Source organism: Pseudomonas sp. 9_2_1, from assembly GCF_059295275.1.
The window spans coordinates 4,877,668-4,890,000 of record NZ_CM181239.1 but is presented as its reverse complement, the minus strand read 5'-3'; the positions used below and the strand labels follow the sequence as shown (position 1 = coordinate 4,890,000).

General features: G+C 62.1%; 9 protein-coding genes, 2 rRNA genes and 1 pseudogene (1 of these 12 only partly in view). All 12 read left to right on the top strand.

Translation table 11 applies throughout. From position 1 onward, the window contains the following. Nucleotides 1-539: ribosomal RNA gene (locus AC5O5I_RS22205) — 23S ribosomal RNA — on the top strand (it extends 2,354 nt beyond the left edge of the window). Between the two features lie 143 nt (nucleotides 540-682). Then, nucleotides 683-798 (top strand): 5S ribosomal RNA (rrf, locus tag AC5O5I_RS22200). Nucleotides 799-1,131: 333 nt separating this feature from the next. Next, entirely contained in the window at nucleotides 1,132-2,775 is a 1,644-nt protein-coding gene (locus tag AC5O5I_RS22195) for an acetolactate synthase large subunit (protein WP_494511581.1), read from the top strand. A 229-nt stretch (nucleotides 2,776-3,004) separates the two neighbouring features. Further along, a pseudogene (locus AC5O5I_RS22190) lies at nucleotides 3,005-3,112 on the top strand (FAD-dependent oxidoreductase); the annotation flags it as partial. Between the two features lie 174 nt (nucleotides 3,113-3,286). Next, on the top strand, nucleotides 3,287-4,183 hold the full coding sequence (locus tag AC5O5I_RS22185) for a nitrilase family protein (RefSeq protein WP_494511580.1): 897 nt from the start codon (nucleotides 3,287-3,289) through the stop codon (nucleotides 4,181-4,183). A 10-nt stretch (nucleotides 4,184-4,193) separates the two neighbouring features. Further along, nucleotides 4,194-5,348, top strand: coding sequence for a hypothetical protein (locus AC5O5I_RS22180; RefSeq protein ID WP_494511579.1), 1,155 nt, complete (start codon nucleotides 4,194-4,196; stop codon nucleotides 5,346-5,348). Continuing rightward, nucleotides 5,345-6,334: an asparaginase gene (locus AC5O5I_RS22175; protein ID WP_494511578.1), complete on the top strand. Its 990-nt coding sequence runs from the start codon at nucleotides 5,345-5,347 to the stop codon at nucleotides 6,332-6,334. Before AC5O5I_RS22180 ends, AC5O5I_RS22175 begins: the two co-directional genes overlap by 4 nt. A 91-nt stretch (nucleotides 6,335-6,425) precedes the next feature. Further along, complete coding sequence (locus AC5O5I_RS22170; RefSeq protein WP_494511577.1) at nucleotides 6,426-6,977, top strand: UPF0149 family protein; 552 nt, start codon at nucleotides 6,426-6,428, stop codon at nucleotides 6,975-6,977. Between the two features lie 175 nt (nucleotides 6,978-7,152). Then, nucleotides 7,153-7,782 carry a glutathione S-transferase family protein gene (locus tag AC5O5I_RS22165; protein WP_172226807.1) on the top strand — a complete coding sequence of 210 codons (630 nt, stop codon included), beginning with the start codon at nucleotides 7,153-7,155 and terminating at the stop codon, nucleotides 7,780-7,782. A 27-nt stretch (nucleotides 7,783-7,809) separates the two neighbouring features. Further along, a complete protein-coding gene (locus tag AC5O5I_RS22160) occupies nucleotides 7,810-9,846 on the top strand; it encodes a pyridoxamine 5'-phosphate oxidase family protein (RefSeq protein ID WP_494511576.1) in 2,037 nt (678 codons plus the stop codon). Between the two features lie 87 nt (nucleotides 9,847-9,933). After that, on the top strand, nucleotides 9,934-10,830 hold the full coding sequence (locus tag AC5O5I_RS22155; RefSeq protein WP_172226801.1) for a LysR family transcriptional regulator: 897 nt from the start codon (nucleotides 9,934-9,936) through the stop codon (nucleotides 10,828-10,830). Between the two features lie 157 nt (nucleotides 10,831-10,987). Then, nucleotides 10,988-12,286 (top strand): MFS transporter, encoded by a 1,299-nt coding sequence (locus AC5O5I_RS22150; RefSeq protein WP_172226798.1) that lies wholly within the window; start codon nucleotides 10,988-10,990, stop codon nucleotides 12,284-12,286. Nucleotides 12,287-12,333 lie beyond the last annotated feature (47 nt).

Sequence of the window (12,333 nt, the reverse complement as noted above, 5' to 3'; positions counted from 1 at the left end):
AGCAGGTACGAAAGTAGGTCTTAGTGATCCGGTGGTTCTGTATGGAAGGGCCATCGCTCAACGGATAAAAGGTACTCCGGGGATAACAGGCTGATACCGCCCAAGAGTTCATATCGACGGCGGTGTTTGGCACCTCGATGTCGGCTCATCACATCCTGGGGCTGAAGCCGGTCCCAAGGGTATGGCTGTTCGCCATTTAAAGTGGTACGCGAGCTGGGTTTAGAACGTCGTGAGACAGTTCGGTCCCTATCTGCCGTGGACGTTTGAGATTTGAGAGGGGCTGCTCCTAGTACGAGAGGACCGGAGTGGACGAACCTCTGGTGTTCCGGTTGTCACGCCAGTGGCATTGCCGGGTAGCTATGTTCGGAAGAGATAACCGCTGAAAGCATCTAAGCGGGAAACTTGCCTCAAGATGAGATCTCACTGGGATCTAGAATCCCCTGAAGGGCCGTCGAAGACTACGACGTTGATAGGTTGGGTGTGTAAGCGCTGTGAGGCGTTGAGCTAACCAATACTAATTGCCCGTGAGGCTTGACCATATAACACCCAAGCAATTTGCTCATGCAGATTGCGGTGGTGAAGATGACACGAACCGAAAGTTCGCACTGTTCACAAAGCATCACAACTATCACATATCCGAATTCGCTGGGCTGTCCATCTGGACATTCTGGCTACAGAATTTCTTGACGACCATAGAGCATTGGAACCACCTGATCCCATCCCGAACTCAGTAGTGAAACGATGGATCGCCGATGGTAGTGTGGGGTCTCCCCATGTGAGAGTAGGTCATCGTCAAGATTCATTTCGCAAAACCCCTATCTGCGCATGCAGGTAGGGGTTTTGTCTTTCTGCCCCCAAACATCAGCCGCATGCATTCCCTTGTAGGCCTTGCGTCGCGATCGGGCGCCCAGCGGCCGCAAAACCTGCATCCCCGATCTCCCAGGCAGACCCCGCGGCGTTGTCAGCGCAGACTGCAACAATATTCCCGCCCAATTTACGTGACTTTCCCTCGCCCCCCCTGCGTCAAGACTTTGGTTCGGAGCATTCCTTGCCCCGGGCCTGGCGATGCCAGCGTACCGTGCTGCGCATTTCTGGACTTCCACCGTCCCATCACTTGAGGTAGCAAGCAAGATGGCCAAGGCCGCCGATGTCGTTGTGCAATGCCTGGAAAACGAAGGTGTCGAGTATGTATTCGGCATTCCCGGTGAAGAAAACCTCGACCTGCTCGAATCCCTGCGCAAGTCGAAGATCAAGCTGGTACTGACCCGTCATGAGCAGTCTGCAGGTTTCATGGCTGCCACCTACGGTCGCCTGACCGGCAAGACCGGCGTCAGCCTGTCGACCCTTGGCCCTGGCGCCACCAACCTGGTCACCGCCAGCGCCTACGCCTACCTGGGCGGCATGCCGATGATGATGATCACCGGGCAGAAGCCGATCAAGAAGTCCAAGCAGGGCCGCTTCCAGATCATTGACGTGTGCGGCATGATGGACCCCATCACCAAGTACACCCACCAGTTCGCCTCGGCCGACAACATCCCGGCGCGCATGCGCGAAGCCTTCCGCCTGGCCGAAGAAGAGAAGCCGGGTGCGGTCCACCTGGAGCTGCCGGAAGATATCGCCGCCGAGCAGACCGACGCACTGCCGATCCCGCGCAGCCTGCACCGTCGCCCCCTGGCCGAGCACAAAGCCATCGAAGCGGCCGTGGAAAAGCTGCAGAACGCCCGTAACCCGATCCTGGTGATCGGCGCTGGCGCCAACCGCAAGATGACCGCCAAGGTCCTCAAGCAGCTGATCGACAAGACCGGCATCCCGTTCATCACCACGCAGATGGGTAAAGGCGTGGTCGACGAGCGTCACCCGCGCTTCCTCGGCAACGCCGCGCTGTCGTCCGGCGATTTTGTACATCGTGCGGTTGAGGCGGCCGACCTGATCGTCAACATCGGCCACGACGTGATCGAGAAGCCGCCGTTCTTCATGGTCCGCGGTGGCACCGAAGTCATCCACATCAACTTCCGCTCGGCCGAAGTCGATGCCGTGTACTTCCCGCAGGTGGAAGTGATCGGCGACATCGCCAACGCCGTGTGGCAGATCAGCGAAGCCCTGAACGACACTTCGCACTGGGACTTCACCCGCTTGCTGGCCATCCGTGAGGCCAACGAAGCGCAGATCGCCGAAGGCGGCGACGACGACCGCTTCCCGGTGTACCCACAGCGGCTGGTGGCCGACATCCGTCGCGTACTGCCGTCCGAAGGCATCGTTGCCCTGGACAACGGCATCTACAAGATCTGGTTCGCCCGCAACTACAAGGCGCACAAGCCCAATACCGTGCTGCTGGACAACGCCCTGGCGACCATGGGCGCCGGCCTGCCATCGGCAATGGCCGCGCACCTAGTGCACCCGGACCGCCCGGTGATCTCGGTATGTGGCGACGGCGGCTTCATGATGAACAGCCAGGAGCTGGAAACTGCAGTGCGCCTGAACATGCACATCACCGTGGTGATCCTGCGTGACGATGGCTACGGCATGATCCGCTGGAAACAGGCCAACATGGGCTTCACCGATTTCGGCCTGGACTACGGCAACCCGGACTTCGTCAAATACGCCGAAGCGTACGGTGCCAACGGCCACCGCGTGGAAAGCGCCGAAGGCCTGCTGCCGCTGCTGGAACACTGCATCAAGACCCCAGGCGTGCACGTGATCGACTGCCCGGTCGACTACAGCGAGAACGACCGCATCCTCAACAGTGAGCTACGCGAGCGCGCGCTGGCGGTATAAGCCCCCTGCCAACAGCGCTGCCCCTGGTGGGAGGCGCTGTCGGCTCGCGGTTATGTCCCGCAGGTTGGCTGTACATATCGACCCCCTGCCATAAGGCATATTTAATCACCCTCAGGTCTCCCACCCAGACCGCATCGAATTCAAGCCATGCGCCGTACTTGTGGGAGCCTGGCTTGCCGGCGATGGGCCGCAAAGCGGCCCCAATTGCTTAACGGACTGGCATTCGGCGATGCGGATGCCTTTTTTCAACAGGACTGGAGAGCCCCCGAAAGCGGCGCGCTCTCTGATGGCCTATTACGCTCATTTGTTCGAGCTGCGGATTTCCGATTCCCCTAACGCTGTACATCGATACTCGAAACATCAGGGTTAACAACTAACGCGGATGTAGCCAGAGCCCTACTGCATCCCGTCCCTTTTCCTACAGGCTTGTGGGAGTGTCCCGACTGTCACTCCCCGGTCGATCCCCGCTCTACTGGCGTCCTTCCAAAACAACCATAAGAAGGAAGCCACCATGTCTGAACACGGCACCCCAGTCAGCCCCGTACGTATTGCTGTCATCCAGTATGACCCTCAGGTCGGGCTTGAGCACTGCGTTGGTAACCTAGGCAGAGGGCTGGCACTGGCCCGGCGCGCGGTATGCGAAGGGGCCAATCTGATCGTGCTGCCCGAGCTGGCCAATACCGGATACACCTTCCACACCCGAGCTGAGGCCTATGCCCATGCCGAGACGCTGCGCGACGGCCCCAGCCTCAACGCCTGGGCGGACTTTGCCTGCGAGCACAAGGTGTTCCTGGCCGCAGGATTTGCCGAGCGTGACGGGCTGAAGCTCTATGACAGTGCGGTCCTGTTCGGCCCCCAGGGCCTGCTTGGGCATTACCGCAAGGCCCACTTGTGGAACCAGGAAAAGCTCTGGTTCACCCCTGGTGATCTGGGTTTCCCCGTGTTCGAGACGCCGATTGGCCGCATCGGCCTGTTGATCTGCTGGGATATCTGGTTCCCGGAGGTACCGCGGCTGATGGCCGCACAGGGCGCCGACATCATCTGCAGCCTGAACAACTGGGTATGGACACCGCCCCCTCTGTTCGACGAAGCAGGTCGCTGCATGGCGTCCTACCTGACCATGACCGCAGCACACGTCAACAACGTCTACATTGCCGCCGCCAACCGCATCGGCACGGAGCGGGGTGGACGCTTCCTGGGCTGTTCGCTGATCGCTGGAACCAATGGTTGGCCCATTGGTGAAGTGGCCGGCCCAGAGGAGGAAAGCATCTTGTATGCCGATGTCGACCTCAGCATTGCGCGTTCGGCACCGATCTGGAACACCCTCAACGATCTGCCCCGTGATCGGCGCACTGACCTCTACGATGCGGCGCTTGGCTATCGCTTGCATTCACCGATGCCGCGCTGAGGAGTCGCCGATGAAAACGCTACGCTTCTCGAACCGGCAACGTTCGCCGGCGTTGATATTCGCCTGCCTTTTGGTGCTGTTGGTGGTGAGCCTGGCCCATGGCCAATGGCCGGACTATGGGCAACTCGCGGCGACGCTCGATCAGCCGATGAGCCGCTTGCGCTGGATAATCGGCGATATCAGCGAAGTGACGTTCTACAAGCACGAGCTGCCTGCCCTGGGCTTGCTGCTAGGTGCTTGCCTGGCACACTGGGCCCATGTGCGCGGATACCGTTGGCAGGGTTTTGCCATTTGCTACGGCAGCGGCTTGTGGCCATGGGTGTTCACCAGCTCATTGCTGGGCCTGCTGCTGAGTCACGCATTGTGGGGATGGACCTTGGCCAGTGGTGCCTGGCAACCGACCTTCGTTGCCTTCGTGTCATTGCCGGCAGCCATGGTGCTGCTGTTTGGTGCAGGCTGGCGGGTGACGATAACCGGCGCCCTGCTGGGCGCGTTGCTGGTAACGCCAGCCAGCCTTTTGGTGGTCAACTACCTGTGCTATCCCTTGCAGCTGCCGGCGGTGATCGGCAACGTGAGCGGCATGGCGCTGGCAAGCCTTGTGGCATTCCTGTTGTGCAAGTGTTTTCCCTCATGGGTAAGGCCCTGTCACACGCCGGCCCCATCCGAGCCCGTCGCTGTACAGGCTGATTACGGCGTGGTCTGGACCTTGCGCCGCGTGCTGGCTGACTTCAGCGAAGCGCCATTTTACGGGAATGAACTGGCCAGCCTAGGCTTGCTGCTGGGCGCGTTCCTGGCCTATATCCTCGCTCCGTCAGCGGCGGCGTATGGTTCGCTGCTGTTGCTGCCAATGATCGCCGGGCAGGCGCTGGCGTCACTGGTCGGGGTCGTGTTCTGGCGACGCCAGTGGCAAGCGCGTGGGTGGTATCCCACTTACATTCCGATTGTCTCGATCGTCCCGGCAGCGGTGCTTGCCCACGGTGGCAGCTGGCAGGTGGTTGTCGCCAGTGCAGTGCTTGGCGCGCTGGTAGCTCCGCCGCTGGCAGTGGCCATTACCCAGCGCTTGCCGGCCTCTATGCACGGCTATATCGGCAATGTGCTGTCGATGGCCATCAGTACCCTGGGGATCGTGCCGCTGGTTGGGGTGCTTGCCGGAGGTGGGGTATGAATGGGGGAGTGCCACTGCCCAGGCTCTCGATCGGTAGCCTGGGTGGCACGGTGAGCATGCAGGCAGCTGCTCCGGGACGCGCTGTGCGACCAACGCTTGGCTGCGATGAGCAACTGGCCAAGGTCCCGCAATTGCGCCATATGGCTGATGTTGAAGTCGCCACACTGGGCCTGCTTCCCAGTGCCTCGTTGGGCTTTGCGGCGCTGCTCGACGTGCTGGCCTGGGCCCGCAGTGAAGTGGAGCGGGGCGCGCAGGGTGTAATCCTTACCCAAGGTACCGACACCTTGGAGGAAACCGCTTATTTTCTTGATCTACTGTGGCCGTTCGATGTTCCGTTGGTGATGACCGGTGCCATGCGCGCGGCCAGCCAGCCGGGCAATGACGGCCCCGCCAACCTGCTGAGTGCGGCACAGGTTGCGCTGGCACAAGGCAGCCGTGGACGTGGTGTGCTGGTAGTGATGAATGATCAGGTCCACTGTGCAGCCAAGGTTCGCAAGACGGCCAGCCTGGCGCTGGCCGCTTTCGAGTCGCCTGGCTGCGGCCGCGTGGGCGATGTTGTGGAGGGCGCAGTGGTTTATCGCCAACCGCCAGGCTTGCGCAATGTGTTGCCGCTGCCCCATCGAATCGAGCACCGCGTTGCTTTGCTGGAAGTGTGCCTGGACGCGGATACGGCCCTGTTGCAAGCCGTAGCACCCTTGGGCTACGAGGGGCTGGTCATCGCAGCGTTCGGCGCAGGGCATGTTTCCGGCAGCTGGGCCGCGCTGCTGGATCAGCTCGCATCTGCCTTGCCGGTGATCGTTGCCACCCGCACCGGCAGTGGTTCGACCGCCCGAGCCACCTACGGGTTTGCCGGAGCCGAGATCGATCTGCAGCGCAAGGGGGTGCACATGGCCGGGCAGCTCTGCCCGCGCAAGTGCCGCATTCTGTTGTGGTTACTGCTGGGTACCGGTGAGCAACCGGCACTGCAAAGCTGGTTGTCTCAGTAACGAATCTGCCCGCGTAGCGACCGCCGCGGGCAGCTCTTGAGGCACTGCTGTGCTAGTGTGCACACACTTTTGCTTTCCAGGATGTCCATCCATGCTTCCCCTTCTCAGCGAAAAAGAACTCGTCCGCCTCGAGGACCTGCTGATCACTTACGGCAATGACTATTCGGTGCTCAACCTGGCCGAGCTCAATGGCTTTTTCACCGCGCTGGCCAGCTCGCCGATTACCGTCACCCCTGAACATTGGTTGCCAGCGGTAGCCGGTGGCAAGGTGCCGAAGTTCAAGAAGCCTGCACATGAAGAGGCCTATACCGCGTTGATGCTGCGCTATGCCAGCCAGGTGGCGGAACAGTTGAGCGACGACGTCGATCACTTCGAGCCGTTGTTCGAGGAAAACGAAGGCGAGCAGGGCAGCGTTATCGTCATGGAGGAATGGTGCTTCGGCTACATGCGCGGTACCCAGATCGCTGGCTGGACCGAACTGCCGCCTGAGCAGGACCAACTGCTCAAGGCTATCTCGCTGCATGGATTGGAAGACAACTTCGAATTGCTTGACCAGATGAGCGAAGACGATATCCAGGCCTGCGTGCCGCAGGTGGTCGAGGCCGCGCGTGAGCTGTTCCGGTATTTCAACAAGCTGCACTGATTTGGCATGCCTATTGGCCCTACCGCCGTCTTGCCGGCGATAGGGCGGTGTAGACTGGACGATTATTCCGCTCAGCGAAATTATGGTTTCCCCTGCGCACGGATTCTGCTGCCAGCCGAACCGGTGCAGGATGTGCTCCATCAGCCCAACCCGGCGCTGACCAGGAGCCAAGCCCATGTCGAACCCGATCAAGCTCTACAACTTTCCCAAGTCCGGCCACGCCCACCGCATCGAGCTGATGCTCTCGCTGCTGAACCTGCCTGCCGAACTGGTGTTCGTCGACCTGGCCAAAGGGGCGCACAAGCAGCCCGACTTTCTGGCCCTCAACCCGTTCGGCCAGGTTCCGGTAATTGATGACAACGGCATTGTGATTGCCGATTCCAATGCGATTCTGGTGTACCTGGCGAAAAAGTACGACAACGGCACCTGGCTGCCCGAGGAACCTGCCGCAGCCGCTCGCGTGCAGCGCTGGCTGTCGATCGCTGCCGGCCCGCTGGCTTTCGGCCCTGCCGCCGCACGCCTGGTCACGGTGTTCGGAGCCGCGTTCAACACCGACGAAGTGATCGCCCGTGCCCACACCCTGCTCAAGGTGATCGACGCCGAGCTGGCCAAGGCCCCCTTCCTGGCTGGCAGCAGCCCGACCATTGCCGACATCGCCAACTACTCGTACATCGCCCACGCTCCCGAAGGCAATGTGTCGCTGGAGCCCTATGCCAACGTGCGCAGCTGGCTGGCGCGGATCGAAGCGCTACCAGGCTTCGTGCCCATGCCGCGTACCGTGATCGGGCTGCAAACCAGCGCCTGACACCCTGCCATCGGGAGGACCGCCGCCATGCAACAGCACTCGGACCACCGCCCCTCGCCCTGGCATGCCGGCGAGAAGACCCTCCAGGAAAAGGTGGGTGTAGCAGAGCGCATGGAGGCGTTCGGGCAAAAGGTCATTCGTGACTTCATGCCCGACCAGCACCGCATTTTCTATCATCAACTGCCGTTCATGATCGCTGCCAGCGTGGACGCTGACGGCCACCCTTGGGCAACCCTGCTGGAAGGCCCGGAGGGGTTCGTCAGTTCGCCTGATCCTCGTCAGCTGACGATCGATACCACGTTGCCTGCAGATGACCCTGCCACCCCGGGGCTGGCCTCCGGGCAGGCGATCGGCCTGCTGGGTATCGAGCTGCATACTCGCCGGCGCAACCGTATCAACGGGCAGATCCGCCAGGCTGCGGGCGGGCAATTGCAGGTGATGGTAGAGCAGGCGTTCGGCAACTGCCCGCAATACATCCAGCTGCGTGACTACACCCGCGTCGATGAGCCCCGCCTGGCACGTGTCGACGCGAGCACACTGGACGCCGCGACAGTCAGCATGATCCAGGCGGCCGATACCTTTTTCGTCGCCAGCTACGTCGAGCACAGCGACGGCCAGCGTTCGGTGGATGTCTCCCACCGCGGCGGCCGGCCCGGGTTCGTCAAGGTAGAAGGCAACCGCCTGACCATTCCCGACTATGCCGGCAACCTGCACTTCAACACCCTGGGCAACTTGTTGGTAAACCCGCAGGCAGGCTTGCTGTTCATCGATTTCAACAACGGCAACGTGCTGCAGCTCGGCGGCCGTACCGAGGTGCTGCTGGACAGCCCGGTAACCCAGGCGTTCGAAGGCGCCGAGCGGTTATGGACATTGCAGGTCGAACAGGTGGTGTGGCGCCCGGCTGCCGTTTCGCTGCGCTGGGCGTTCAAGGAGTATGCGCCCACCAGCCTGACGACCGGCACCTGGTCCGAGGCCGCAGCGCGTATCCAGCAACGTCAGCAACAGCGCCAGTGGCAGGCCTGGCAAGTGATGCGGGTGGAGCAGGAGAGCCGCGATATTCGCTCGTTCTACCTTGAGCCACCGGCCGGCAGCAACGTGGCTTTTGCGCCGGGGCAGCATGTTCCCGTGCAGATCCAGCCTGACGGTGGGGCTGCCTTGATCCGCACCTATAGTTTGTCCAGCGCGCCTGCCGACGGCTACCTGCGCATCAGCGTCAAGGCCCAGGGCCCGGCGTCGCGGTACCTGCATGAGCGCGTTGTGGCGGGTGATGTGCTGAACGTACGCGCGCCGATGGGCAGCTTCACCCTCGATCGGCAGAGTACCCGGCCGCTGGTACTGATCGGCGCGGGCGTCGGTATCACGCCGTTACTGGCCATGCTGCGCGAGCAGCTGAGCAGCGGCCCGGCACGGCGTATTCACCTTTTCCATGGCGCCCGCAGCCTGGCCGACTTGCCGTTCCGTCAGGAACTGACAGCTTTGCAGCAACAGGCCGCTGGCATGCTGCACGTGCACCGTGCCCTGAGCCAGCCGGAAAGCCATGCGGTGGTGGGGCGTGATCATGAGTTCGTCGGGCGGCTGGGCATCGAGCAGGTCAAGGCGACGCTGGCGCTGGACGACTACGATTTCTACCTGTGTGGCCCGGGTAGTTTTACCCAGGACCTGTATGAAGGGCTGCGCGGGGTGCATGTGCCGGATGCACGGATCCACGCGGAAGCCTTTGGCCCATCGACGCTACGACGGCACACCGACGGCGCCCAGCCGGCGTTGCAGCAGCCGCCTGCTGCCAGCGAGCCGGTGCCGGTGTATTTTGCGGCTTCGGCCAAAGAGGCGCGTTGGGCGCCCGGCAGCGGTACGCTGCTGGAGCTGGCAGAAGCGCGCGGGTTGGCGCCGGAATTCAGTTGCCGGGGCGGGTCATGTGGAACGTGCAAGACCAGGCTGGTGAGTGGCCAGGTGCATTACCCGAACCCGCCGGCAGAGATGCCGGATGCCGGGACCGTGTTGATCTGCTGTGCTGTGCCGGCGCGGATGGAGGAGGGCGGGCAGGCGTTGGTGCTGGATGCCTGATTCGCCTGCCCGCGAACAGGCCAGGCCAGACAACCCCAAAAGCCCAAATGAAAGATAATCTGCGCACTTCATAGCCCCGAGGCCCGCATGGACCAGATCCACCTGATGAAGGTGTTCGTCGCCGTCGGCGAACTGGAAAGCTTCGCCGCCGCTGCCCGCCGCCTGGACATCTCCCCCGCAGCGGTGACCCGCGCCGTCAGTGCCCTGGAAGATCAACTGGGGGTCAAGCTGTTGCTGCGCACCACCCGCAGCGTTCGCCTGACCGAGGCGGGCAGCCGTTACCTGGAAGACACCCGGCATATCCTTGCCAGCATCCACGAAGCCAACGAAGCGGCCGCCGGTATCAACGCCACACCCAAAGGGGAACTTGCAGTCACCGCCCCGATCCTGTTCGGCAAGAAGTTCGTCATGCCCTGCATCGTGCGCTATCTGCAGCAGTTCCCCGAGGTCGATGTGTCTGCCTACTTTCTAGACCGGGTGGTGAATATGGTCGAAGAGGGCATGGATGTGGCCGTGCGCATTGGCCCGTTGCCTGACTCCGGGCTGAAAGCACTGCGGGTGGGCAGGGTGCGACGGATGCTGTGTGCGTCCCCAGACTACCTGGCCCGCCATGGCATGCCCACGCACCCCTCGGACCTGGCAGGGCATGCGGTGATCGGCACCACCAACCTGTCGCCACGCGCCGGCTGGCGTTTTGGGGTGACCGATGAGCCGACCTTGGTGCGCATGAAGCCGCGGTTGACCGTGACCAGCAACGATGGGGCGATCGCTGCCGCCAGCGACGGGCTGGGGATCGCCCGCCTGCTGTCTTACCAGGTGGCAGACGAGCTGGCCAGCGGGCAGCTTCAAGTGATTCTGGCCGAGTATGAAGAAGCACCATGGCCGATTCATGTGCTGCACCGGGAGAGCAAGTATGGCTCGGCCAAGGTCAGGGCCTTCATCGATATGCTCGCCCAGACCTTGCGCGCACAGCAGCTGAATTGAGATCGTACAACAGCAGCAAAAACATCTCGAAACAATAAGTGTTGTACGATGACCTATGACGTGGCAATCTTCCGCCTGAAACAATTTGTCGCATATGACCACTGCCGGCATAAGCGCGAATCACCCGCAACTCTAAAAACAAAAATTCAGGTGAACCATGAAGATGAAAGGCATCCGTTGGTGGATGGTCAGCCTTGTCACGGCTGGGCTCGTCGTCAATTACCTCGCCCGCAATACCCTCTCGGTGGCCGCGCCCACCCTGATGACCGATCTTTCCATCAGTACCGAGCAATACGCCAAGATCGTTGCCAGCTGGCAGATCTGCTACGCCCTCATGCAGCCGATAGCGGGCTGGTTCATCGACTTCATCGGCACCAAGCTGGGCTTTGCCGTGTTTGCCATGGCCTGGTCGCTGGCCTGCGCCGGCGCGGCGCTGGCCACGGGCTGGCAGAGCATGGCGTTCATGCGCGGGCTGTTGGGCATGACCGAGGCCGCCGGCCTGCCAGCCGGGGTCAAGGCCACCACCGAGTGGTTCCCGGCCAAGGAGCGTTCGGTGGCGATCGGCTGGTTCAACATTGGCTCGTCGCTCGGCGCCTTGCTGGCGCCGCCGCTGGTGGTGTGGGCGATCCTGCACAGCGGCTGGCAGCTGGCATTCGTCATCGTCGGGGCATCGGGCATCGTCTGGACCCTGCTGTGGATGCTGTTGTACAAGCACCCGCGCGACCAGAAGCGCTTGAGCGACCAGGAGCGCGACTACATCCTGGCCGGGCAGGAGGCGCACTTTCAGCAGGACACCCGTGAGAAAGGCGCGTGGAAACGCATCTTCAAGACCCGCAACTTCTACGCCATCGCTTCGGCGCGAATCCTTTCCGAGCCGGCCTGGCAAACTTTCAACGCGTGGATCCCGCTGTACCTGATGACCGAGCGGCACATGAATATCAAGGAAGTGGCGATGTTCGCCTGGCTGCCGTTCCTGGCTGCCGACATCGGCTGCGTGCTGGGGGGCTACCTGAGCCCGCTGTTCCACCGCTACTTCAAGGTGTCGCTGTTCACCTCGCGCAAGATGGTGCTGGTGTTTGGCGCCAGCTGCATGATCGGCCCGGCCTGCATCGGCTTGGTGGAAAGCCCGTATACGGCGATTCTGTTGCTGTGCATCGGCGGCTTTGCTCACCAGACGTTGTCGGGTGCGCTGTACTCGATCACCTCTGACTCGTTCAGCAAGGATCAGGTGGCGACTGCCACCGGCATGGGCGGCATGTGTGGGTACCTGGGGGCGGCGGTGTTTACCCTGGTGTTCGGCATTCTGGTGACGCAGGTTGGCTACAGCCCGCTGTTCGTGGTGCTGGCGGCGTTCGATATCGTGGCGGCGGTGCTGGTGTGGAAGGTGGCGCGGGAGGTGTGTGGGGTTGCTGCATCTGGCAAGCCGATGGCGACGTCGACCGAGGCGCTCGCTTAAAGCGTCAGATTTTGGGGCCGCAAAGCGGCCCCACCCCAGGCGAAACG